This is a genomic window from Bradyrhizobium sp. BR 10289 (assembly GCF_019455385.1).
Taxonomy (GTDB): Bacteria; Pseudomonadota; Alphaproteobacteria; order Rhizobiales; family Xanthobacteraceae; genus Bradyrhizobium.
The window spans coordinates 39101-62790 of record NZ_JACOFR010000037.1 but is presented as its reverse complement, the minus strand read 5'-3'; the positions used below and the strand labels follow the sequence as shown (position 1 = coordinate 62790).

Genomic DNA, 23690 nt, shown 5'->3' with positions numbered 1-23690 from the left:
TCAGAATTCTCCCTCAACAGGATGAATTCGATCAGCGAATTAGTGAACATGCACAATTGCGAGGAGCTCTTGCGACGAAGCAATCCAGAATCCGTCCGCGGAGGGATTCTGGATTGCTTCCGCCTTCGCCAAAGCTTCGGCGGACAAGTCGCTGCGCTCGCAGTGACGACGTGGAAACAGCGAGCACCTATCTATCACCGTCATCCTTCGAGGCTCTCCATGGGACGCGATGCGTCCCATGCCTCGCACCTCAGGATGACGGTTTGGCGCCGAAACACGGCGACCATTCCCCCACAATCACAACTCCGTGTCTTTATTCGGAAACGATTGTTCCCTATTATGCCGCAATGCAAAAAGCCGCCCGTATGTCGCAACCGGCCCGTCCGCCCGGTCGTCCTCGCGAATTCGACATGGAGACCGCGCTCGACCGCGCCCTGCGCGTGTTTCGCGAGCGGGGCTATCATGCGACCTCGATCGGCGACCTCACCGCGGCGATGCGGCTCGCAACCGGCAGCGTCTACAAGGCGTTTGCCGACAAGCACGCCGTGTTTATGGCGGCGTTCGAGCGCTACACGGCGCTGCGCCAGGAGCAGACGCGCAACGCGGCGGCGCGCGGCGAGAATGGCCGCGAGCGCCTGCGCCAGGTCTTGCTGTCCTATGTCGAACATTCGCAAGGAATCGAGGGGCGGCGGGGCTGCCTCGTGGTCGGCAGTGCGGTCGAGTTGTCGGCGGTCGATCCCGTCGTCGCTGCCCGCGTCAGCGCCCAGCTCAAGACCAACGAGAGCTTCATCGCCGGCCTCATTCGCGAAGGCCAGGCCGACGGCTCGATCCCCGGCCATGTCGAGGTCGACGCCACCGCGCGGCTGATGATCTGCATCACGCAGGGGCTGCGCGTCGTCGGCAAGGCGCGCCTACCGCTCGACGGCGACCGTCTGGTCGCCATCGCAATGAAACTGCTCGCCTGAATTTCTGTCGTATTCGGGAATGACCGTTCCCGATCTATTGGAGACCGCGTGAATGACGATGAATGCCACGATCGAGACCGCGCCCGAGCCGGATGCGGTGTCGCAGCGACTGACCTTCGTGCTCGCCGCGGCCTGTGGCATGGTCGCCGCCAACATCTACTACGCCCAGCCGTTGATCGCCCCGATCAGCGCCGCGCTCGGCCTGTCGCATGCGGCGGCGGGGCTGATCGTGACGATGACGCAGATCGGTTACGGCACGGGGCTGCTGTTCATCGTGCCGCTCGGCGACCTCGTCGAGAACCGTCTGCTGATCTGCTCGGTCATCCTGCTCGGCGCTGCGGCGCTGCTCGCGGCCGCATTCTCGACCCACGCGCTGCCGTTCCTGATCGCGGCGCTGTTCATCGGGCTCGGCTCGGTGGCGGTGCAGATCATCATTCCCTATGCGGCTCATCTGGCGCCGGAGGCGATCCGTGGCCGCGTCGTCGGCAATGTCTCGACCGGCCTGATGCTCGGCATCATGCTGGCGCGGCCGGTGTCGAGCTTCGTCACCGCGGCGTCGTCATGGCATGCGGTGTTCTTCGGCTCCGCCGCGCTGATGATCGCGCTTGCCGCCGTGTTGTGGCTGACGCTGCCGAGGCGAAAGCCCGTCGCGCGCATGCATTACGGCACGCTGCTGCTGTCGATGCCGCATCTGGTCCGCACCACGCCGCTGCTCCGCCGTCGTGCGCTCTATCAGGCGAGCCTGTTCGGCTGCTTCACCCTGTTCTGGACGGTCGCGCCGCTCCAACTCGCGCGTGAGTTCGGTTTCACCCAGAGCGGCATCGCCCTGTTCGCGCTCGCCGGCGTCGCCGGCGTGTTCTCGGCCCCGGTCGCAGGCCGGCTCGCGGACCGCGGTCACAGCCGTGTCGCGACCCTGGTCGCGATGCTGCTCGCTGCGTTCGGTTTCCTCGTGACGTTTGTCGGGGCCGCCGGATCGATGCTGAACCTCGCTTGTCTCCTCGTTGCCGCGATCGCCATCGATCTCGGCTGCCAGGGCAATGTCGTGCTCGGCTTCCGCGCCATCTTTGTGCTCGGGCACGAGCATCGCAGCCGCCTCAACGGGCTCTACATGGCGACGTTCTTCGCGGCCGGCGCCGCCGGCTCCGCGGTCGGCGCCTGGGCCTTTGCGCAAGGCGGCTGGACGCTGGCATCGGCCATTGGCCTTGCCCTGCCGGTCGCGGGCCTGCTCTATGCGGCCACCGAATAGGGGCCCCGAGAGCGGTGCGACGCGGCCGTTTACCAGCCCCGGATACCGGCCCGCGGGAGGGCGCAATTTCCATCTCGCGGTTTCCCTGCCGCTGTAGTACTTTGGTTGCAAGCGGGCCTTGGTTAACGGGCGGCAGGGGGAGGCTGATGGAGCGTGCGGGACTGTTTGGCGTACCGCAGGTACGGCCGTGGTCGTGGCTGGCATTTCTGCTCGGGCTGGTCGTCGTCGCCGCGTCGGCTGCGCTTCAGGGCGTCTGCGTCGCGCTCGGCGCAAAACTCTATTTCGCGGTGTTCCTGCCCAGCCTGTTCGTGCTCGGATTTGTCGCAGGCGCGCCGGCGGCGGTATTCGCCGCGCTGCTCACCATTCCGCTGGTGTGGTGGGCGTTCATCCCGCCGTTCTTCCAGTTCACGCCATTGAGCAGTGCGGCCGCAGATTCCATCAACCTGTTCTGCGTCAGCGCCGTGCTCCTGATCGGGCTTGCCGACCTCTGCCGCGAGACGATGGCGATCGTCAGTCGCGGCGGGCTGAAGCCTTCGGGCGAGAGCGCGGCAACGAATTCGCAATAAATCTGCGACGGACGACTGATCGCGTTGCGCGCACGCAACAATCCGGCAACCATCCGTGCGCTTGGCTCGAGCCGCTAACTTTTCGAAAAAGATTTGGCCGCAATTTCTCCCTCGGGAATGACGAGGGAGTTTTCGGACATGAACGGTCACGCCATCTTGGAGAACGTGCGCCGCTATCGCGGCATCGCATCGCTCTATCGCCAGACCGCTGCATTCCGCCCGGGCCAGCGCTGGTCGCTGCTGGAGCAGGCGGGGGAATGGGAAGCGCGGGCGCTGTCGGAGCTGGAAGCCTATTTTGCCGCGCGCATGGATTACGGCACGCCGCTTGCGGCCTGAGTGCCAGCCGCGCGGTTGGCTGTGGCGGGGCGGGCAATCCGGGGCGACTACGGATTGTGTCGGTGCTCGCGTGTGATAGCAACGCGCCGAGATCTTCTTCACGCCGGCCGGGGGCAAGCGATGACCACCTTCAACCGCATTTTCACGACAGAGCGTCTGCTCCAGATCATCGTCGTCCTGGCGGCGACGATCGCGATGAAGCTGATGGGGTGAGCATCGGCGAGCTAGCGCTCGCCGAGCTCGGGCACGTCAGGGAGATAGTTCGAGCCTTCCGATCCCAGGAAATCGAACATCGCCTGCGCGGGCGGCAGCAGCACCTTGTCGCTGCGGCGGATCACGTACCATTGCCGCACGATCGGCAGACCCGCGACGTCGAGCACGATCAGGCGGCCCTCGGCGAGCTCGTGCGCCACGGTGTGCGCCGAAATGAAGGCGATACCGAGCCCGGCAATCACCGCCTGCTTGATGGTCTCGTTGCTGCTCATCTCCATGCCGATGATCGGCTCGAGATCGGACTTCTGGAACATGCCTTCCATCAGCGTGCGTGTGCCCGAGCCCGGCTCGCGGGTGAGGAAGGTCTCGTGCACGAGATCGGTCAGGCTGAGGCCGGAGTCCTTCGCCAGCCAGTGCCCCTTGCGGGCGACGATGATGTGCGGATTGCGCCCGAGCTGACGGACGTCGACGCTGACATCGGCCGGTGGCCGCCCCATCACCGCGCAATCGAGCTCGTAGCCGTGCATGGCCTCGCGGATCTCCTCGCGATTGCCGATGGTGAGCTTGATCTCGATCTTCGGATGTCGCTTGGAGAATGCCGCGATGGCGTGTGGCACGAAATATTTCGCCGTCGAGACCGCGCCGAGATGCACCGTCCCGCCTGTCCGCCCCGCGAGCAGGTCAAGTGCGCCCTGGCAGTCCATAATCGCGGCTTCGACGCGCTCCGCGAGTGCCAGCACCTCGCGGCCGGCCTCCGTCAGCAGCATGCCGTCGCCGGTCCGCTGCACCAGCGGCAAACCGGCGAGGTCCTGGAGCTGGCGCAGCTGCTGGGTCACCGCGGGTTGGGTCAGGCCGAGGTGACTGGAAGCGGCCGTGACGCTGCCCTTGGCCGAGAGTGCCGCGAGCGAGCGCAGCTGCCGGATCGTCAGATGCCGGAGCTGGGCTGCCGCATGACCGGAGCCATTATAAGAAAATTCTTTGGCACTCATTATGAATAGAAATTTTCCTTATTAAGTCGCCCCTGTCAATCTCCTGATGCCGGGACTGACCGCGACCTGCCTCCGCCGGGGAGGGAAATGGTGCGGCGCCCGCAAGGGGATGGACGCAGATGACCGGGCAACTCAGGCTGAACGACCACCTTCAACGCTATTCCGAGACGGCGCCGCATGCGCTGGCGGTTGCGGCGGCGATCGATGCGATCGCGGCGGCGGCGATCGAGATCGCTGACCTCATGGCGACAGGCGATCTCGCTGACGCCGCGGGTCTGACCACCGGCCGCAACAGCGATGGTGATGTCCAGCGCGATCTCGACGTCCAGGCGGATGCGATCCTGCGCCGCTGCCTGGCCAAGCTGCCGATCGCAGCGCTTGCCTCGGAAGAGATGCGCGAGCCGCAGATCGTCGACCGCGACGGGCGCATCTGCGTCGCGATCGATCCGCTCGACGGCTCCTCCAACATCGACATCAACATGACCGTCGGCACGATCTTCTCGATCCAGCCCGCGCCGGACGATGTCGCGCTCGCCTTCCACCAGCGCGGCTCGGCGCAGCTCGCGGCGGGCTTCGTCACCTATGGCCCGCAGACCTCGCTGGTGCTGACGATGGGCGATGGCGTCGACATCTTCACGCTCGACCGCAAAGCCGGCTGCTTCCGTCTCGCGCGCGGCGGCGTGCAGATCTGCGAGGCCTGCGAGGAGTTCGCGATCAATGCGTCGAACCGCCGGCACTGGGATTCTCCGGTGCGGGCCTTCGTCGATGAATGCCTCGCCGGTGTCGAAGGCCCAGCCAACCACAATTTCAACATGCGCTGGATCGGCTCGCTGGTTGCCGAGGCCTATCGCATCCTCACCCGCGGCGGCGTGTTCCTCTATCCATCCGACGCGCGCCCCGGCTATGGCGACGGCCGCCTGCGCCTCGTTTACGAGGCGCATCCGATGGCGATGATCATCGAGCAGGCCGGCGGCTCCGCCACGACCGGGCGCGAGCGCATCCTCGATCTCTCCGCGCAAAGCCTGCACCAGCGCGTGCCGCTGATCATGGGCTCGAGCAACGAGGTGCGGCGCGTCGAGGAGCTGCACTGCGACCCGCTGCTGGTCGCCAGCGTCTCGGCGCCGCTGTTCGCGCGGCGCGGATTCTTCCGGCTGTAGAGGAGGGCCGCATGTCGAGAAAGCATCCGATCATCTCCATCACCGGCTCCTCCGGCGCCGGCACTACCTCGGTCAAGAAGACCTTCGAGCAGATCTTCTTCCGCGAGAAGGTCAACGCCGCCTATATTGAAGGAGACGCCTTCCATCGTTATGACCGCGCCGAGATGCGCACGCAGATGGCCAAGGAAGCCGAGCGCGGCAACAAGCATTTCAGCCATTTCAGCCCCGAGACCAATCTGTTCGAGGAGCTGGAGAGGGCGTTCCGCGACTATGGCGAAACCGGAACGGCGGTGACGCGGCACTACGTGCACGATGGCGAGGAATCCGCGCTGCATGGCGCCGCACCCGGCACCTTCACCGAATGGAAGCAGCTGCCGGAGAACTCCGACCTGCTGTTCTACGAAGGCCTGCACGGCGCCGTCGTCACCGACAAGGTGAATGTCGCGCGCTATGCCGACCTCAAGATCGGCGTCGTGCCCGTCATCAATCTCGAATGGATCCAGAAACTGCACCGCGACCGCAGCGCGCGCGGCTATTCGACCGAGGCCGTCACCGACACGATCCTGCGGCGCATGCCTGATTACATCCACTACATCTGCCCGCAATTCACCGAGACCGACATCAACTTCCAGCGGGTGCCGACGGTGGACACCTCCAATCCGTTCATCGCGCGCTGGATTCCGACGCCTGACGAATCCATGGTCGTGATCCGCTTCAAGAATCCGCGCGGGATCGACTTTCCCTATCTGCTCTCGATGCTGCCGCACAGCTGGATGTCGCGTGCGAACTCGATCGTGTGCCCGGGCGCGAAGCTCGATCTCGCGATGCAGCTGATCCTGACGCCGCTGATCATGCAGCTGATCGAGCGCAAGCGCAGCCTGAAGTGAACAGGGAGAGAAACAGATGAACATCTCCGTCCACGCCGAAGCCGATCTCACGGCCGTCACGCATAACGATCTCGCCAACGCCGTCCGCTTCCTGGCGGTCGATGCCATCGAGACCTCGCAGTCCGGCCATCCCGGCCTGCCCATGGGCATGGCCGATGTTGCGACCGTGCTGTTCTCGCGTTTCCTCAAATTCGACTCGGCGCATCCGAATTGGCCGGACCGCGACCGTTTCGTGCTGTCGGCAGGCCACGGCTCGATGCTGCTCTATGCGCTGCTGCATCTCACCGGCGGGGACGTCAGCCTGGACGATATCAAGGCGTTTCGCCAATGGGGCTCGAAGACGCCTGGTCACCCCGAATATGGCCACACGCCTGGGGTCGAGACCACGACGGGACCCCTGGGGCAGGGCATCGCGACGGCGGTCGGCATGGCGCTCGCCGAGCGCATGGCCAACGCGCGGCATGGCGACGATCTGGTCGATCACTTCACTTATGTGATTGCCGGCGACGGCTGCTTGATGGAGGGCATCAGCCAGGAGGCGATCTCGCTCGCCGGCCATCTCGGGCTCGGCCGCCTGATCGTGCTGTTCGACGACAATGGTATCTCGATCGACGGGCCGACATCGCTGGCAACATCCGATGACCAGCTCGCGCGCTTCGCCGCCTCCGGCTGGTCGGTACGCCGCGTCGACGGCCACGATCCAGAGGCCGTTGCGCAGGCGATCGCAGAGGAGCGCGAGAGCACAAAACCGTCGCTGATCGCCTGCCGCACCATCATCGGCTATGGCGCGCCCGATAGGCAGGGGACCGAGAAGGCGCATGGCACGCCGCTCGGCACCGAGCAGACGGCGGCAGCGCGTCGGACGCTCGGCTGGGACTATCAACCCTTCGTCGTTCCGATTCCCGTCGCGAAGGCGTGGCGGATGATCGGGCAGCGCGGACAGGTCGAACGTCTCGCCTGGCTCGATCGCTATGAAGGCGCGACCCCCGAGCAGCGCGATCTGTTCGTCGAGGGCAAGGCCGTCGCCCTGCCGGCCGCCTATGCGCTGGCCGCCGCGAAATTGCGCGAACGCTTTGCCAGCGAGCGGCCGAAGCTTGCGACAAGGCAGGCCTCGCAACAGGTGCTGGACGGCATCGCCGCGACCATTCCCGGATTCGTTGGCGGCTCCGCGGACCTGACGCATTCGAACCTGACGCACGCCAAGGTGCAGTCTCCGGTCAAGCGCGGCGCGTTCGTCGGCGACTATATCCACTACGGCATTCGCGAGCACGGCATGGCCGCCGCAATGAACGGCCTGGCGCTGCATGGCGGCTTCATTCCCTACGGGGGCACGTTCCTCGCCTTCTCCGATTACAGCCGACCGGCCATCCGCCTTGCGGCGCTGATGCGGCTGCGCGTCATTCATGTGATGACGCACGATTCCATCGGGCTCGGCGAGGATGGGCCGACGCATCAGCCGGTTGAGCATCTCGCGGCGTTGCGCGTGATTCCGAACCTGCTTGTGTTCCGCCCCGCCGATGCGGTCGAGACGCTGGAAGCCTGGGACTGCGCGCTCGCGAGCGAAGATCGTCCATCCGTGCTGTGCCTGTCGCGGCAGGCCTTGCCGACCTTCCGCAGCGATGCGCGCGGCAAGAACCGTGTCGCCCGCGGCGCCTATCTCGTCGTTTCGCCGGATGGCGGCCGCGACGTGACGCTGATCGCGACCGGCTCGGAGGTCTCGATCGCGCTGGAAGCCGCCCGCCTGCTCGCGACTGAGCACATCCGCGCGGCCGTCGTCTCCGCGCCCTGCTTCGCCTTGTTCGAGGAGCAGCCGGACGATTACCGCGCCTCCGTGCTCGGCGCCGCACCGCGTGTTGCTGTCGAGGCGGCGGTCGCCGGCGACTGGCATCGCTGGATTGGCGAGGACGGTGAGTTCGTCGGCATGCGCGGCTTCGGCGCCTCGGCGCCCGCGCCGGTGCTCTACCGCGAATTCGGGATCACGCCGCAAAGCGTGGCCGAAGCCGCGCGCCGGGCGATCGCCCGCGCTCGCAAGGAATAACAGGAGGAAGTCCATGGCCCGTATCACTCTTCGCCAACTGCTCGATCATGCCGCAAGCCATGGCTACGCGGTGCCGGCGTTCAACATCAACAACATGGAGCAGGGCATCGCGATCATGCAGGCGGCGGCCGAGGTCGATGCGCCCGTCATCATCCAGGCCTCGCGCGGTGCACGCAGCTATGCCGGCGATCTCATGCTCTCGCACATGATCGACGCGCTGGAGCGCACCTATCCGGACATTCCGCTCTGCATGCACCAGGATCACGGCAATGACGAGGCGACTTGCGCCTCCGCCATCGCTCACGGCTTCACCTCGGTGATGATGGACGGCTCGCTGAAGGCCGACGCCAAGACTGCGGCCGACTACGACTACAACGTCGCGATCACCCGCCGCGTCGTCGATCTCGCCCATTGGGTCGGCGCCTCCGTCGAGGGCGAGCTCGGCGTGCTCGGCTCGCTCGAGCATGGCGGCGGCGAGCAGGAGGATGGTCATGGCGTCGAGGGCAAGGTTAGCCACGACCAGTTGCTGACCGATCCCGATCAGGCGGTCGATTTCGTTCGCGCCACCAAGGTCGATGCGCTGGCGATCGCGATGGGCACCTCGCACGGCGCCTACAAGTTCAGCCGCAAACCGGATGGCGACATCCTGGCAATGCGGGTGGTCGAGGAGATCCATCGTCTTCTGCCGAACACGCATCTGGTGATGCACGGCTCCTCGTCGGTGCCGCAGCCGCTGCAGGACATGTTCAACCAGTTCGGCGGCGAGATGCCGCAGACCTGGGGCGTGCCGGTGGAGGAGATCGTCCGAGGCATCAAGAGCGGCGTGCGCAAGGTCAATATCGATACCGATTGCCGCCTCGCCATGACCGCGGTGTTCCGCAAGGTGGCCGCGCAAAGTCGTAGCGAGTTCGATCCGCGCAAATTCCTCAAGCCCGCAATGGATGCGATGCGCGAGCTCTGCCGCGATCGTTTCGAGCAGTTCGGCACCGCGGGCCATGCCAGCAAGATCAAGGTCATTCCCTTGAGTGAGATGGCGCGGCGTTACCGTGCCGGCGAGCTCGATCCGCGCGTCGGCGCCCGCGAACCCGTCGCCGCCTAGTCATTCAGAGAGAGAAGAGCAGGAGAGAGCCATGAATGCACATGCTGGAACCGTCCGCGGCAAAGAACGCTATCGCTCGGGCGTGATGGAATACAAGCGCATGGGCTATTGGGAGCCCGACTACACGCCGAAGGACACGGACGTCATCGCGCTGTTCCGCGTCACGCCGCAGGAAGGCGTCGATCCGATCGAGGCGTCCGCCGCGGTCGCCGGTGAATCCTCGACTGCGACCTGGACCGTGGTGTGGACGGATCGCCTGACCGCCGCCGAAAAGTACCGCGCGAAGTGCTACCGCGTCGATCCGGTCCCGGGCTCGCCGGGCTCTTATTTCGCCTATATCGCCTATGACCTCGACCTGTTCGAACCGGGCTCGATCGCCAACCTGTCGGCCTCGATCATCGGCAACGTCTTCGGCTTCAAGCCGCTGAAGGCCCTGCGTCTGGAGGACATGCGTTTCCCGGTCGCTTATGTGAAAACGTTCCAAGGGCCGGCGACCGGCATCGTGGTCGAGCGCGAGCGGCTCGACAAGTTCGGGCGGCCGCTGCTCGGCGCGACCGTGAAGCCGAAGCTCGGCCTCTCGGGCCGCAATTACGGCCGCGTCGTCTACGAGGCGCTGAAGGGTGGGCTCGACTTCACCAAGGACGACGAAAACATCAACTCGCAGCCCTTCATGCACTGGCGTGATCGTTTCCTCTATTGCATGGAGGCCGTGAACCGGGCGCAGGCGGCTTCGGGTGAGGTGAAGGGCACGTATCTGAACGTCACTGCAGGCACGATGGAGGACATGTACGAACGCGCAGAGTTCGCGAAGGAGCTCGGCTCGTGCATCGTCATGATCGACCTCGTGATCGGCTACACCGCGATCCAGTCCATGGCGAAATGGGCGCGGCGCAACGACATGATCCTGCATCTGCATCGCGCCGGTCATTCGACCTATACGCGGCAGAAGAGCCACGGCGTGTCGTTCCGCGTCATCGCCAAATGGATGCGGCTCGCGGGCGTCGACCACATCCATGCCGGTACGGTGGTCGGCAAGCTCGAAGGCGATCCCAACACCACGCGCGGCTATTACGATGTCTGCCGCGAGGATTTCAACCCGGCCAGGCTCGAGCACGGTATTTTCTTCGATCAGTCCTGGGCGAGCCTGAACAAGATGATGCCGGTGGCGTCCGGCGGCATCCATGCCGGCCAGATGCACCAATTGCTCGATCTGCTCGGCGAGGACGTCGTGCTGCAATTCGGCGGCGGCACCATCGGCCATCCCATGGGCATCGCAGCCGGCGCGATCGCCAACCGCGTGGCGCTGGAAGCGATGATCCTCGCCCGCAACGAGGGCCGCGACTATGTCCACGAAGGCCCGGAGATCCTGGCCAAGGCAGCGCAAACCTGTACGCCGCTGAAATCGGCGCTCGATGTCTGGAAGGACGTCACCTTCAACTATCAATCGACCGACACGCCGGACTTCGTGCCAACGGCGCTGGAAACCGTCTGAGGAGTTGTGAAAATGAAGCTAACCCAGGGCTGCTTCTCGTTCCTGCCTGAACTCACCGATGACCAGATCACCAAGCAGGTGCAATATTGCCTTGCCAACGGCTGGGCGGTGAACATCGAGTTCACCGACGATCCGCATCCCCGCAACACCTATTGGGAGATGTGGGGCCTGCCGATGTTCGATCTCCAGGACGCTGCCGGCGTGATGATGGAGCTCGCGGAGTGCCGCCGGGTCTATGGCGACCGCTACATCCGCGTCAGCGGCTTCGACTCCAGCCACGGTTGGGAATCGGTGCGGATCTCCTTCATCGTCAACCGGCCACCGCAGGAGGCCGAGTTCGAGCTGGTGCGGCAGGAGGTGGGGGGACGCGCGATCCGCTACACCACCGTGCGAAAGCCGGCCGCGCACGCCGCTCAATAACCGTTCTCCCTCCGCACGGAGCACTCCCTGCTCCGTTTCCTTGGCGGACCACTGCTTCGCCGCTTCCCCCCCGCGGCGAAGCTCTTTTCTTCGAGGTAGCCATGCTGGATGTTCCCCACCCAACGACCGACGAGCCGGGCGAGACAAGCTTCGATCTCCGCAAGGAGGCCGAGGCGGCCGGGATCACCGACACGCTGCAGCAGCTGGATCAAGAGTTGATCGGGCTCAAGCCGGTGAAGAACGGCGTGCGCCAGATCGCTTCGCTGCTGCTGATCGAGCGCATCCGGCAGCGCGCTGGCCTCGCCTCAGCGCCGCCGACGCTGCACATGTCGTTCACCGGAAATCCCGGCACCGGCAAGACCACGGTCGCGCTGCGCATGGCCAAGATTCTGCACGGGCTCGGCTTCGTGCGGCGGGGGCAGGTGATCTCGGTGACACGCGACGATCTCGTCGGGCAATATATCGGCCACACCGCGCCAAAGACGAAGGAGATCTTGAAGAAGGCAATGGGCGGCGTGCTCTTCATCGACGAGGCCTATTATCTGCATCGCCCCGACAACGAGCGTGACTACGGCCAGGAATCGATCGAGATCCTGCTCCAGGTGATGGAGAACCAGCGCGAGGACCTCGTCGTCATCCTCGCCGGCTATGGCGAGCGCATGACGAGCTTCTTCGCCTCCAATCCCGGATTCCGCTCGCGCATCGCCCATCACATCGAATTCCCGGATTATGCAGAAGCCGAGCTGCTGGTCATCGCCGAATTGATGCTGAAGGAGCGCGGCTATCGCTTTTCGGCGGCAGCGCGCGAAGCGTTCGAGAAATATATCGAGTTGCGTCGGAGCCAGCCGTTCTTCTCCAATGCCCGCTCGATCCGCAATGCGGTGGATCGCATCCGGCTGCGGCAGGCCGATCGTCTGGTGTCCGATCTGGACCGCATGCTCGATGTCGCTGATCTCGAAACGATCGACCCGGCGGATGTGCTGGCGAGCCGCGTCTTCAGCGGCGGCGCCGACGCGCGGAGTGCCAACCCATGACCAGGGAGATCATCATTGCCCCGTCGATCCTGGCGGCGGACTTCGCGCGTCTCGGCGAGGAGATCGCAGCGATCGATGCAGCCGGCGCCGACTGGATCCATTGCGACGTCATGGACGGGCATTTCGTTCCAAACATCAGCTTCGGCCCCGATATCATCAAGGCGATCCGGCCGCTGACGAAGAAAGTCTTCGACGTGCATCTGATGATCGCACCCGTCGATCCCTATCTCGATGCCTTCGCCAAGGCGGGTGCGGATGTCATCACGATTCATGCCGAGGCCGGCCCGCATCTCGATCGTTCGCTCCAGGCGATCCGCGCGCTCGGCAAGAAGGCGGGCGTCAGCCTGTGTCCCTCCACCCCAGAGAGCACGATTGAATATTTGCTCGACCGTCTCGACCTCGTGCTGGTGATGACGGTCAACCCGGGCTTCGGAGGGCAGTCGTTCCTCGAGTCCCAGCTCGAAAAAATCGGACGCATTCGCGGCATGATCGGCGATCGGTCGATCCGGCTCGAAGTCGATGGCGGAGTCACGCGCGACAACGCTGCCGTGGTGGCTGCCGCCGGCGCCGATACGCTGGTCGCGGGGTCCGCGTTGTTCCGCGGCAAGGGCAGCGATTATGCCGGCAACATCGCGGCCATTCGTGTCGCTGCGGAAGCTGCGAGAGCTCCAAAACCGCAACAAAGCTCCGCGCCACCGAGGCGCGCCGGCGAAGCGGTGCGGCTCCGGTAGATTACGGAGGCGCAGCAGGCGGGCGCGGCGTTTCTCCGGGCTGCTACGGGGAATTGATCGCGAATCCATCGCCGCCTTCATGCCGGGGTAACCAACGGTCATGAAGCAGGCGCCCGATTAACGGCGACGCAATGCGCCGCGCCACAATCTGTGGTTCAAAGACCGCAGAGAGCGCGTGGGATGCACATTCAATATCTTCACTGGAATGCTGCCCATGGCTGGCGCGGAGCGAACGCCCCACGCGAGCCCGCTCAGCTCGTGCTCTATTTCGGCAATCGGGAAGGACTGGCCGGCGGCGCGCGTTATCGCGAACTGCGCGATCGCTATCCCGATAGTCACGTCATCGGTTGCAGCACCGGCGGACAGATCCACGGTGACGATATCAGCGACGACGAGGTCGTCGCCGTTGCCTTGCGCTTCGCGCGAACGCGGGTGCGGGTGGTGAATGAGGTCATTGAATCCCGTGAGGGATCGCGCGCCTGCGGGGTGCGTCTTGCGCGTCAGGCCAGCGCGGCGGATCTCGCGGGGCTGTTCGTGCTCTCGGACGGACTGTCCGTGAACGGCGGCGAGCTGCTTGCCGGGATTACCGAGGTACTGGGATCGGACCTGCATGTCACCGGTGGGCTTGCCGGCGACGGTACCCAGTTCGAGCAGACATTGGTCGGAGCCGATGGTGAGCCAGCGCCGAACCGCGTTGCCGCGATCGGCTTCTATGGCGAGGCCTTCCGTTTCGCCCATGGCTGCGCCGGGGGCTGGGACGTGTTCGGTCCGCGCCGCAAGGTGACGAAGTCGGAAGGCCCCGTGGTAATCGAGCTCGACGGCGAGCCGCCGCTGGATCTCTACACCCGTTATCTCGGCGATGAAGAGGCCGCGGCGATGCCGGGCTCGGGCCTGGCCTTTCCCTTGCGCATCCACGATGAGGCCGAGCCGCACCGGCAGATCGTGCGTTCGGTCTTCGCGGTGGATCGCGACGCCGGGACGCTGACTTTCGCCGCCGATATTCCGCAAGGATGCACCGCGCAGCTGATGCGTGCCAATTTCGACAGCCTCGCCGCCGGCGCGGGCGAAGCGGGCCGGCAGGCGCGCAGCGCGCTCGCGGACGGGATCGAGGGCGACAAGCTCGCGATCCTGGTGAGCTGCACCGGCCGTCGCAGGGTGATGGGCCAGCGCACGCAGGACGAGCTGGATGCGGTTGCCGCCGAGCTCGGCGACGACGTCGTGCGCATCGGCTTCTACTCCTACGGCGAGATTGCGCCCCCGTCCGCGTCCGGCCGCTGCGAGCTGCACAACCAGACCATGACCGTGACCGTCATCGCGGAGGCGGCTGCGTGACCACGCATCGTTTGCTGGCAAGACAGATACGCCAGGCCACCGACGAATCCGGGAAGGTCGATCTGACCAGGCTCGGTGAGCTCGTCAGCGCGGCCTATGAGGAGAGCGACCGCGACCGCCGCCGCACCGATCGTGCGATCAAGCTGATGATCGAGGAGCTCGAGCAGACCCACAGGCGTGCCGAGCAGGATCTGCTGCGGGCGCGCGAATTCCTCGACAGCATCATCGAGAACATCCCGATCGCGGTGTTCGCCAAGGACGCCAAGGACTCCCGCTACGTCCTGCTCAATCGCGCCGGCGAAGAGTATTATGGCATGCCGCGCGAAGAGATGCTCGGTAAGACGCCCGAACAGATCTTTCCGAAGGAGATCGCCCGCGTCGTCAGCGAGCAGGATCGTCGCGTCGTCGACAGCGGCACGCCGATGTTCCAGGAGGGGCACCTGCTGGAGGTCGGCGTCAACGGTCATGACCGCCTGGTCAATTCCCGCAAGCTGCTGGTCTGCGACAGCAACGGCGCGCCGCAATATGTCGTCGGCGTCATCGAAGACGTGACCGAGCGGATCACCAACGAGGCCCGGATCAGCCACCTTGCCCATCACGACGCCCTGACCGACCTGCCGAACCGCAGCGCGTTCAACGCCGCGCTGGATGAACGGCTGGAGCGAGCACAGGAAGCTTCCACCAGCTTTGCGGTGCTCAGTCTCGATCTCGACCGCTTCAAGGAGGTCAACGACGTGTTCGGCCACCCGGTCGGCGACATGCTGCTGCGGGCGGCGGCGGATCGTCTCGCCGCGGAGGCCGACGGCACCTTCGTCGCGCGCATCGGAGGCGACGAGTTCATGATCCTGATGCCCGAGCAGGCCAGGCGCGAGGAGGCGTTGACGCTCGGCGAGCGCCTGGTCGAGGTCATCGGCAAGGAACTCGAGGTCGACGACTATCTCTCCCAGGTGGGCGTCAGCGTCGGTATCGCCGTCTATCCCGATGACGGCGTCGACGCCGCAACCCTTCTCGCCAACGCCGATTCCGCGCTCTATCGCGCCAAGCGCGAGGGCAGGGGCCGGGTCTGCTTCTTCGAATCCGAGATGGACCAGGAGCTGCGCGACCGCAGGCTGTTACAGCACGATCTGCGCCACGCGCTGGAGCAGAACCAGTTGCTGGTCTACTTCCAGCCGCAGGCGCGGATGGATGGCGAGGTGATCGGCTTCGAGGCGCTGCTGCGGTGGAAGCACCCGACGCGCGGCTTCGTGCCGCCGGACCGGTTCATTCCGCTCGCGGAGGAGAACGGGCTGATCATCCAGATCGGCGAATGGGTGCTGCGCGAGGCCTGCCGCGAGGCAGCATCCTGGCCGCGGCCGTTGCAGGTCGCGGTCAATCTGTCGCCGATCCAGTTCCAGGCCGGCGATCTCGAGCGCTCGATCCACCAGATCCTGCTGGAGACCGGGCTCGCACCGACGCGGCTCGAGGTCGAGATCACCGAGGGTGTGCTGATCGGCGATTTTACTCGCGCGCTCAATCTGCTGCGGCGGCTGAAGGCGCTCGGCATCCGCATCGCGATGGACGATTTCGGCACCGGCTATTCCTCGCTGTCCTATCTCCAGTCGTTTCCGTTCGACAAGATCAAGATCGACCGCAGCTTCATCTCCAATCTCGAGGCGACGCCGCAATCGGCCGAGATCGTCCGCGCCGTCCTCAGCCTGGCGCACGCGCTGAACATTCCGGTCGTCGCCGAGGGCGTGGAGACCGAGGCGCAGCGTGCCTTCCTGGAACAGGAGGCCTGCGAGGAGATGCAGGGCTATCTCGTCGGCCGCCCTGACCTGATCGAGCGCTATCTCGACCTGATCGGCGTCGCCGTGGTGCGGCGGCTTTACGCCTAGGCTGCCTGCCAAGTTCCGCGTGCAGACCAGCGCGTTTGGAACTAAAATGCACGCGCGCATTTCTCAAAAGTTAACGGCGATCAGCCGGGCTGTGCGCGCATAAATGTTTTGCACAAGCGCCATCGGCCTGACGCAAATCAGGGTAATAAGCCCTGTGAATGCGAGGGAGGGTCTCATGGAGAACGTACGTCGCTACCGCGCGCTGGCGTCCCTCTGTCGTCAGCAGGCGGCCTACCGGCCGCTGCAGACCTGGGAACTCCTCGGCCAGGCCGAACATTTCGAGCATCTCGCCGAGCTTGCGCTGAAGGCGCATTTCGACGCGTGCAATGCGCAACGCGACGATGACATCCTCGCGGCCGCAGCATGGGAGGCCCCCGCCGCGGCGTGAGAGCGTCAGGCGGCTAGTGCGACATCAGCGTCGGCACCGTCATGGCTTCCAGCATGGCGCGGGTGACGCCGCCGAGGATGCGCTCCTGCAATCGCGAATGGCCGTAGCCGCCCATCACCAGCAGGTCCAGGTTCTCGTCGGCGGCCAGCGACAGGATGGTCGGCTGGATGTCGGAGCGCGCTGCGGGCAGGCCGGCGATGCGGGTCGAAAGCCCGCGGCGGCCGAGATGTCTGGCCAGGTTGGTCGCCGACACTTCGCCGGACGCTGCGTCGGCCTCGTTGATGGTGATGATCACGATCTCCTCGGCGCGGGCGAGGAACGACGTTGCGTCGCGCATCGCGCGCGCGGCGAGCCGGCTGCCGTCCCAGCAGATGCCGATCCGCTTCGCGCTGAAGGCGCCGCGGAAGGTGTAGGGCAGGAACAGCACCGGGCCGCCCGACCGGAACAGGATCTCGCCCGGCACATCGTTGTCGAATGAACCCTGCGCTGGATCGGGCTGGAGCACGATGCTGAGGTCGTGCAGCCGCGCCATCTCGCCGAGCGAGCCGGCGGCATCGGCCGGGAGCGCGCCGAGCGGGTGGCAATCGTAGGAAATGCCGGCATTGGCCGCCTCGCTTCTGAAGACCGCGAGGGCCGCCTCGGCTCTTTCCACCGCGCGCTCGCGTTCCATCTCGAACACGGCCGCGACCGCGGCGCCGCCCTCCATGATGTAAGCTGCACTGGTTGCGACATAGCCGACCGCGACCGCGTCGATATGGGCGTTGAGATGCGCTGCCAGCGAGATCGAGCCGTCGATCACGGGACGCATCGCCCGCTCGGTCGGGATGTGGACGAGAATGTCGTTGTACATGGCCGCGCCTCCGCTGGACATCATCCGATGGCCGCAGTCTTTCACTGCGCGCAGGGGCCGCGTTGAGCTGCATCAAACATGCAGCGTCGGCCGAGGCACCTTTGCCAAGTTTTAATCGGACGGACGGGACGTCGTAAGGTGGCGATGTCCATGTTGGGTGCAAGGCGACACCTTACCCAACATGGACATTTCGACATGAATGACCGCGTCAATTCCGACACCACAACGTCCCGCAAGATCCTGAGGCCTCGCCGGCTGGCGCTGCTCGGCACTGTGGCCGCGCTTGGCGTGGCCGTGCTGGCTGCTTCTCCCGCGTCTTCGCCGCTCGGCCTGACCTCCTTCATCGCGCCGGCCCAGGCTGCGGAAAGCGCCGCGACGCCGCCGGGCTTCGGCGATCTCGTCGCCAAGGTCAAACCCGCCGTCATCTCGGTGCGGGTCAAGATCGACCAGGACAACGACAAGAGCGCAATGCTGCAACAGAACCGGATGGATCAGGACGAGGATTCCCCGTTCGACCAGTTCTCGCGTCAGTTCGGCTTCCGCGGCCCGGGTGGCATGAACGGCATGCCGCGCCAGCGCCACCAGGTGATCACGGGCGAGGGCTCCGGCTTCTTCATCTCGGCCGACGGCTATGCCGTGACCAACAATCACGTCGTCGACCACGCCGAGTCCGTGCAGGTGACGATGGATGACGGCACGGTCTACACCGCGAAGGTGGTCGGCACCGATCCGAAGACCGATCTCGCGCTGATCAAGGTCGACGGCAAGAAGGACTTTCCCTTCGTCAAGTTCGCCGACCAGAAGCCGCGGATCGGCGACTGGGTCGTCGCGGTCGGCAACCCCTTCGGCCTCGGCGGCACCGTGACCGCCGGCATCGTCTCGGCCAGCGGCCGCGACATCGGCAACGGGCCTTATGACGATTTCATCCAGATCGACGCGCCGATCAACAAAGGCAATTCCGGCGGCCCGGCCTTCGACATGAACGGCAACGTGATCGGCGTGAACACCGCCATCTTCTCGCCGTCCGGCGGCTCGGTCGGCATCGGCTTCGACATCCCGTCCACGACCGCAAAGCTCGTCGTCGCGCAGTTGAAGGACAAGGGCGCGGTCACCCGCGGTTGGCTCGGCGTGCAGGTGCAGCCGGTGACGGCGGAGATCGCGGACAGCCTCGGCCTGAAGGAGGCGCGCGGCGCGATCGTCGACAATCCGCAGGATGGCAGCCCCGCGGCGAAGGCCGGCATCGAAGCCGGAGACGTCATCACGGCCGTCAACGGGACCGCGATCAAGGACTCCCGCGATCTCGCTCGCACCATCGCTACGCTGGCGCCGGGCAGCTCCGTGAAGCTCGACATTGTCCACAAGGGCGGAACCAGGACGGTGACGCTCGCGCTCGGCGAACTGCCGAACGAGCGGCAAGCGAAAGCTGACGAGGGCAAGACGCAGTCGAATGCGGGTACGCCGCGCCTCGGCCTCGCTCTGGCGCCGGCTGGCGAGGTGCAGGGCGCCGGTCAGAAGGGCGTTGTTGTGACCCAGGTCGATCCGGAAGGACCCGCCGCGCAGCGCGGCATCCAGGCTGGCGACGTCATCCTCAATGTCGGCGGCAAGCCCGTTGCCAATGTCGCGGATGTCCGTACCGAACTGGCGCAGGCCAAATCGTCCGGCAAGAACAGCGTGCTGCTGCAGGTCAAGAACGCGGACGCGACCCGGTTCGTCGCGGTGCCGCTGGCGTAAGCGGCTCGCTTTCGACGGCAGGCTCAAAAGGCGGCCCGGGGGCCGCCTTTTTCGTGCGCGTCTGGAAGATACCCCCAGGGGCCGATAACATTCTCGTTAACGGCAGCATTGATGACGGGTTCGTCCGAAAAAGCCGCGTTCGCCCGTCACAGTTCGGAATCGCGTTTAGGGCTTTGGCGTCAATGAGGACGCCCAGTCGCTGGAGTGGAACTTCGAACGTCCGGTCGGCTTGTGGAACCGGGGTTCGCATTGATCGGTGCCGACATGGATCGATTGAAGCTCTCGCTGAGATATGCGCTGCTGGCGGCGCCGATCGTGCTGACGACCGGAAGCGCCCTCGGGCGCGACGATGGTCGCTACGCCAACTCACCCCTGAAACCCTGGTTCGACAGCCTGCGCAGCCACCTCGGCCCGTGCTGTTCCGACGCCGACGGATTTGCCGTCTCGGATCCCGACTGGGAATCGCATGAGGGGCACTATCGCGTCCGGCTCGACGGGCAATGGGTGGATGTGCCGGATGAAGCCGTGATCACCGAGCCGAACCGGGCAGGGCGCACCATGGTTTGGCCGGTGAAGACCGCGTTTGGGATTTCGATCCGCTGCTTCATGCCGGGCAGCATGATCTGACGCCGGCTAAGCGTCACCGCTTGCTGGATTTGCGCTTCGCGCTCTTCCTTGCCGTCTTGGTTTTCTTGGTCGTTCTCTTCTTCGTCGTTTTCTTCTTGGCCGTCTTCTTGGAGCTCTTTCGCTTCGAAGCCTTCTTTGGGACCTTCTTGCCCTTCGCGCGCGCTTCCGACAGACCGATCGCGATCGCCTGCTTGCGGCTCTTCACGCGCCCGCCACGACCGCCGGGGCCGCTTTTTGCGGTGCCCTTCTTGTAACGTCGCATCTCGCGCTCGACATCGTTGCCGGCGCTGCGCGAATAGCGGCGCTTCTTTGCCTTGCGTGCCATCAGCTCTCTCCCTTGGCTCAGGGAAAGAACCGTATTGCTGACTCATCGTTCCCAAGCGCGTGCTGCGCTCCCTCAGAACGAGTTCGCCAGCTCGATCTCGGCTTCCAGCACCTGAATGCGGCGCGCGGCTTCAGTGAAGGACAGATCGCGATTGTACTGTGCGGGCTGATAGGCCTCCTCGCTCAACCGCTTCAGCCTCAGGCGTTGCGCCCGCGTCATCTGCTCGCTGAGGAAAACCCTGGCGTCGTATTTACCCTGAACCTGCATCTGGCCTCTCCGTTCTGAAATCGTGACTTGACTATATGTTCTTATTTTGTTCTAACAAGCCATGGACAACAGAATTAATGAAATTCGACGTAAAATCAGCGCCTTGAGGCTTGAGATGGCCGATATCGAGGCGTCCGTCCGCGACCTCGTCAATCGCGACCGCGACTGCACGGAGAAGGCCCTGGCGCAGATGGATCTCCGCCAGAAAATCAATCTGCTGATCGGCGAATGGAAGGCGGCCGGCGGCGGCGACGTGCTGCCGGATGTCCGTGACCGGGTACGGCTTCGCCGGTGAAGACGTCGGGCCATCAAGTCGGGAGTTCCTTGCGCGCGATCACGCGCCGCTGAGAGCTTTGGAGGCGCGCGGTGGAGGAAGACCCGGACACGTACCGGATCCTGAAGCTGCGCGCCGAGATTCTCGAACTGGGCTCTGCCATCAGGCAATTGCAGCGCGAGGGCCTCGACGATGCCGCGGCGCAGCTTCTGATCGCACGCAAGCGCGCGCAGCTGGACCATCTCGTGAAGGTGACCTCTGCGGCCCGCGGCCTTGGCGTCCAACGGAGTTGATGGGCGCCAACGATGTCGCGCTTGAAGGATTGTATCGAACACCAAGGCAAGAAGGCCCCGCGATCGCGGGGCCTTCGGTACGTTTGCGAGCTTACTTGGTGTTGCTCATGCCGCTCTTGTTGTTCGTCATGGTGCCGCCCTGATCGGAGCCGGGACCGGAGCCACCTTGGCCGGACGGATCGGCGCCCTTGGAGGACTTGGTGTTTGCGCCGGTGGTCTGCGACGATGACATCGCCGATCCATGTTTCGCCTTGTGCGACTTCGCCTGCGCGGCGAACGGGGCGGCGGCGAGGCCGGTTGCCAACATCACGGCGAGAGCGAGCTTGGTCGTCTTCATGCGGTGGAACTCCCTGGGTTAAATTGACGCAGGCAGCCAACCGCTGTCCGCCGCAAGAGTTCCAGACAAAGCAAGGGCCGTGCTTCACGCGCGCTTCAAGATTCCTCGTCATCCGCAAGGATGAACACCACGCCCGTGAGCGTTGCCCCGATCGCGAATGTCGTCACCAATGTGAGCGTGAAAACGAGGACGGCCTGGCTTCCGCCGTGATTGAGCAGATCGGCGACCGCCGGATTCGACAAAGTGAGCGCGAGACCGAACGTGAGCCCGAGCGCCGCGCCCATCATCGTATGCGTCACGAGCTTGATGATGCCGGTGGGAGAGATCAGTCTCTGCGACTTCTTGGGCGACTTGTTCGCACGCATGGAACCGACCCTCGATTCAGCAGGCAAACGCGCGCTATGCACGCAGGTTCCTTCCGCATGAAGGAATTGTCATCTGCCGCTTCATCCGACGTTCATGCCGCCTTTGCGAGGATGAACGGCATCAACACGGGAACATCGGATATGGGTAAGGTCGTTTTTCTTTACCGCTCGCTGGCCTATCGCAACGCGGCCGCGGACATGCTGCGCAAGGCGCGCAAGCTGCCGCGCGGGGCCGAGCGCAGTGCGGCACGCCGCTATGCCAAGGCGCTGCGTGATCTGGCGCGAACGGAAGCCTGGCTCGAAGGCCGGGTCGCTATTGAACCGCGGTCGTCCGAGCACGTCACGATGGCTGCGTCTGGCTAACCGGAGGCGCGCTGCAGCTCGGCGGGAGTGGGAGCGTCGAATTTAGCTGGTGTGGCTGTTGCTGCGGTCTTACGGGTCAGCGGCACCTCCAGCCGGCACAGCAGGCCTTCGGCGCGCCAATCAAATTGCGCCCGACCGCCGAGCTGGGATTCGACGCTTGCAAGCAGGCTCCGCGTGCCGAAGCCGCGCGATTTCGGAGTCCGCACCAGCGGCCCGCCGGATTCCTCCCAGCTCAGCGTGAGGTGATCCTCCTCGACCTGCCAGCCGATCAAGAGGCGACCCGCGCGCGTCGAGAGGGCGCCATATTTGGCCGAGTTGGTGAAGAGCTCGTGCAGCGCCAGCGCGAGCGTCTGGGCGGTCGCGGGCAGCAGCTGAACCTCGGGGCCCGAGAGTTTGATCTGGCCGCCGAGCGAATAGGGCGCGAGCTCCTCCTCGATCAGCTTAGACAGTTCGGCGCCCTGCCAGCTCGACAGCGACAGGATCGTGTGCACGCGGGCCAGCGCGTTGATGCGCCCCTCGACCGCGTTGACGTAGGCCTTGACCTCGTCGGCACGGGTCAGGCGTACGATCGATTGCGCCAGCGCCAGCGCGTTCTTGGCGCGATGATCGACCTCGCGCGCCAGCAGATTTTGTCGCTCTTCAGCGCGCTTGCGCTCGGTGATGTCGACGGTGACGCCACTCACGCGGATCACGCGGCCGCTGTCGTCGGCCGTGGCGGCGGCCGTGCCGACGCACCAGCGCACATCGCCGTCGGGCCGCACGATGCGGAACTCCGTCTCATAGGCGGACGTGCCCTTGCTGAACTCGGCGATGGCCTTGCGCAGCTGATCGACGTCGTCGGGATGCAACAGGGCCTGGACGTTGGCCGGGTTGACCTCGAAGCTCTCGGGGCTGACGCCAAAAATGCGGTACTGGCCTTCGTCCCACATCCAGTCGCCGTTGACCCAGTCCCAATCCCAGGACCCCATCTTGCCGGCCGCGATCGCCATGCTGCGCCGCTCTTCGCTCTCGCGCAGCTTTGCGGTGGAATTCTCCAGTTCCGCCGTGCGGGCGCGAACGCGATCCTCGAGATCCTGGTTCAGCCGCTCGAGCTCGCGCGTCTTGCGATAGAGCTCGGCAAACACCTTGACCTTGGCGCGCAGCACCTCCGGCACGACCGGCACCGGCACGTAGTCGACCGCCCCCATCTCGTAGCCGCGCAGCCGGTCGATGTCGCTGACCTGAATCGCTGAGATGAAGATCATCGCGGTCTTCTGGAACCGCGGATGCTCGCGGATCATCGCGGCGAGCTCGAAGCCGTCGAGCTCGGGCATGCAGACGTCGACCAGGATCACCGCGATCTCGGTCTTGAGCAGCACCTCCAGCGCCTCGCGGCCGGACGAGGCGATCACGAGGTTTTCGCCGAGCTCCTTCAGGATCACCTCATAGGCGAGCAGCTTGGCGGGCTGGTCGTCGACGAGGAGGATATTGACCTTTTCGTGGTCCATTCTC

General features: G+C 65.1%; 26 protein-coding genes and 1 pseudogene. 20 read left to right on the top strand and 7 right to left on the bottom strand.

Features of this window, described 5'->3' with window-relative positions; translation table 11 throughout:
* Nucleotides 1–347: 347 nt before the first annotated feature.
* The 4 genes from HYH08_RS35475 to HYH08_RS35460 all read left to right on the top strand — a co-directional run bounded on the left by HYH08_RS35475 (nt 348) and on the right by HYH08_RS35460 (nt 3113).
* The gene (locus tag HYH08_RS35475) at nt 348–965 is read left to right on the top strand and encodes a TetR/AcrR family transcriptional regulator (protein WP_220014458.1); all 618 of its coding nucleotides are present in this window, start codon (nt 348–350) and stop codon (nt 963–965) included.
* 52 nt (nt 966–1017) lie between these two features.
* On the top strand, nt 1018–2211 hold the full coding sequence (locus tag HYH08_RS35470; RefSeq protein WP_220014457.1) for an MFS transporter: 1194 nt from the start codon (nt 1018–1020) through the stop codon (nt 2209–2211).
* 146 nt (nt 2212–2357) lie between these two features.
* The gene (locus tag HYH08_RS35465) at nt 2358–2777 is read left to right on the top strand and encodes a DUF4118 domain-containing protein (RefSeq protein WP_220014456.1); all 420 of its coding nucleotides are present in this window, start codon (nt 2358–2360) and stop codon (nt 2775–2777) included.
* 138 nt (nt 2778–2915) lie between these two features.
* The gene (locus HYH08_RS35460; protein ID WP_220014455.1) at nt 2916–3113 is read left to right on the top strand and encodes a hypothetical protein; all 198 of its coding nucleotides are present in this window, start codon (nt 2916–2918) and stop codon (nt 3111–3113) included.
* 224 nt (nt 3114–3337) lie between these two features.
* Here the strand turns inward: HYH08_RS35460 and HYH08_RS35455 are convergent, their stop codons facing one another.
* Nucleotides 3338–4315 carry a LysR family transcriptional regulator gene (locus HYH08_RS35455; RefSeq protein WP_220014454.1) on the bottom strand — a complete coding sequence of 326 codons (978 nt, stop codon included), beginning with the start codon at nt 4313–4315 and terminating at the stop codon, nt 3338–3340.
* A 119-nt stretch (nt 4316–4434) separates the two neighbouring features.
* Between HYH08_RS35455 and HYH08_RS35450 the strand changes: the two genes are divergently transcribed.
* From HYH08_RS35450 to HYH08_RS35400, 11 genes are all read left to right on the top strand, one after another.
* A complete protein-coding gene (locus HYH08_RS35450; protein ID WP_220014453.1) occupies nt 4435–5472 on the top strand; it encodes a class 1 fructose-bisphosphatase in 1038 nt (345 codons plus the stop codon).
* Nucleotides 5473–5483: 11 nt separating this feature from the next.
* Nucleotides 5484–6359 (top strand): phosphoribulokinase, encoded by an 876-nt coding sequence (locus HYH08_RS35445; RefSeq protein WP_220014452.1) that lies wholly within the window; start codon nt 5484–5486, stop codon nt 6357–6359.
* 16 nt (nt 6360–6375) lie between these two features.
* Nucleotides 6376–8397 (top strand): transketolase, encoded by a 2022-nt coding sequence (gene tkt / locus HYH08_RS35440; RefSeq protein ID WP_220014451.1) that lies wholly within the window; start codon nt 6376–6378, stop codon nt 8395–8397.
* 13 nt (nt 8398–8410) lie between these two features.
* Nucleotides 8411–9496, top strand: coding sequence for a class II fructose-bisphosphate aldolase (fba, locus tag HYH08_RS35435; protein ID WP_220014450.1), 1086 nt, complete (start codon nt 8411–8413; stop codon nt 9494–9496).
* Nucleotides 9497–9527: 31 nt separating this feature from the next.
* Nucleotides 9528–10988: a form I ribulose bisphosphate carboxylase large subunit gene (locus tag HYH08_RS35430; RefSeq protein WP_220014449.1), complete on the top strand. Its 1461-nt coding sequence runs from the start codon at nt 9528–9530 to the stop codon at nt 10986–10988.
* Nucleotides 10989–11000: 12 nt separating this feature from the next.
* The gene (locus HYH08_RS35425) at nt 11001–11408 is read left to right on the top strand and encodes a ribulose bisphosphate carboxylase small subunit (protein ID WP_220014448.1); all 408 of its coding nucleotides are present in this window, start codon (nt 11001–11003) and stop codon (nt 11406–11408) included.
* Between the two features lie 101 nt (nt 11409–11509).
* Nucleotides 11510–12442 (top strand): CbbX protein, encoded by a 933-nt coding sequence (gene cbbX / locus HYH08_RS35420; RefSeq protein ID WP_220014447.1) that lies wholly within the window; start codon nt 11510–11512, stop codon nt 12440–12442.
* Nucleotides 12439–13173 (top strand): ribulose-phosphate 3-epimerase, encoded by a 735-nt coding sequence (rpe, locus tag HYH08_RS35415; protein ID WP_220014446.1) that lies wholly within the window; start codon nt 12439–12441, stop codon nt 13171–13173. The genes cbbX and rpe overlap by 4 nt, the downstream gene beginning before the upstream one ends.
* Nucleotides 13174–13353: 180 nt before the next feature.
* A complete protein-coding gene (locus HYH08_RS35410; RefSeq protein ID WP_220014445.1) occupies nt 13354–14505 on the top strand; it encodes an FIST signal transduction protein in 1152 nt (383 codons plus the stop codon).
* Entirely contained in the window at nt 14502–16379 is a 1878-nt protein-coding gene (locus tag HYH08_RS35405) for a putative bifunctional diguanylate cyclase/phosphodiesterase (protein ID WP_220014444.1), read from the top strand. Before HYH08_RS35410 ends, HYH08_RS35405 begins: the two co-directional genes overlap by 4 nt.
* A gap of 175 nt (nt 16380–16554) precedes the next feature.
* The gene (locus HYH08_RS35400; protein WP_220014443.1) at nt 16555–16767 is read left to right on the top strand and encodes a hypothetical protein; all 213 of its coding nucleotides are present in this window, start codon (nt 16555–16557) and stop codon (nt 16765–16767) included.
* 13 nt (nt 16768–16780) lie between these two features.
* Here HYH08_RS35400 and HYH08_RS35395 read toward each other — a convergent pair whose 3' ends face one another.
* On the bottom strand, nt 16781–17617 hold the full coding sequence (locus HYH08_RS35395; protein ID WP_220014442.1) for a universal stress protein: 837 nt from the start codon (nt 17615–17617) through the stop codon (nt 16781–16783).
* Nucleotides 17618–17812: 195 nt separating this feature from the next.
* Between HYH08_RS35395 and HYH08_RS35390 the strand changes: the two genes are divergently transcribed.
* Nucleotides 17813–19348, top strand: a complete 1536-nt coding sequence (locus HYH08_RS35390) for a Do family serine endopeptidase (protein WP_220014441.1) — start codon at nt 17813–17815, stop codon at nt 19346–19348.
* A gap of 264 nt (nt 19349–19612) precedes the next feature.
* Nucleotides 19613–19975, top strand: coding sequence for a hypothetical protein (locus tag HYH08_RS35385; RefSeq protein ID WP_220014440.1), 363 nt, complete (start codon nt 19613–19615; stop codon nt 19973–19975).
* Between the two features lie 13 nt (nt 19976–19988).
* Here HYH08_RS35385 and HYH08_RS35380 read toward each other — a convergent pair whose 3' ends face one another.
* Both HYH08_RS35380 and HYH08_RS35375 read right to left on the bottom strand, forming a co-directional pair.
* Complete coding sequence (locus tag HYH08_RS35380; RefSeq protein ID WP_220014439.1) at nt 19989–20300, bottom strand: DUF6496 domain-containing protein; 312 nt, start codon at nt 20298–20300, stop codon at nt 19989–19991.
* Between the two features lie 72 nt (nt 20301–20372).
* Nucleotides 20373–20567 (bottom strand): DUF3072 domain-containing protein, encoded by a 195-nt coding sequence (locus tag HYH08_RS35375; protein WP_220014438.1) that lies wholly within the window; start codon nt 20565–20567, stop codon nt 20373–20375.
* 115 nt (nt 20568–20682) lie between these two features.
* Between HYH08_RS35375 and HYH08_RS35370 the strand changes: the two are divergent.
* Both HYH08_RS35370 and HYH08_RS35365 read left to right on the top strand, forming a co-directional pair.
* Nucleotides 20683–20915, top strand: a pseudogene (locus HYH08_RS35370) (hypothetical protein).
* 18 nt (nt 20916–20933) lie between these two features.
* A complete protein-coding gene (locus HYH08_RS35365) occupies nt 20934–21134 on the top strand; it encodes a hypothetical protein (protein ID WP_220014436.1) in 201 nt (66 codons plus the stop codon).
* 91 nt (nt 21135–21225) lie between these two features.
* Here the strand turns inward: HYH08_RS35365 and HYH08_RS35360 are convergent, their stop codons facing one another.
* Entirely contained in the window at nt 21226–21471 is a 246-nt protein-coding gene (locus HYH08_RS35360; protein WP_220014435.1) for a hypothetical protein, read from the bottom strand.
* Nucleotides 21472–21566: 95 nt separating this feature from the next.
* Complete coding sequence (locus tag HYH08_RS35355; protein ID WP_220014434.1) at nt 21567–21836, bottom strand: hypothetical protein; 270 nt, start codon at nt 21834–21836, stop codon at nt 21567–21569.
* Nucleotides 21837–21977: 141 nt separating this feature from the next.
* Between HYH08_RS35355 and HYH08_RS35350 the strand changes: the two genes are divergently transcribed.
* Entirely contained in the window at nt 21978–22199 is a 222-nt protein-coding gene (locus HYH08_RS35350) for a hypothetical protein (RefSeq protein WP_220014433.1), read from the top strand.
* On the opposite strand, the gene HYH08_RS35345 is transcribed toward HYH08_RS35350, so the two are convergent.
* The gene (locus HYH08_RS35345) at nt 22196–23686 is read right to left on the bottom strand and encodes an HWE histidine kinase domain-containing protein (protein WP_220014432.1); all 1491 of its coding nucleotides are present in this window, start codon (nt 23684–23686) and stop codon (nt 22196–22198) included. The two genes, HYH08_RS35350 and HYH08_RS35345, sit on opposite strands and share 4 nt — an antisense overlap.
* Nucleotides 23687–23690 lie beyond the last annotated feature (4 nt).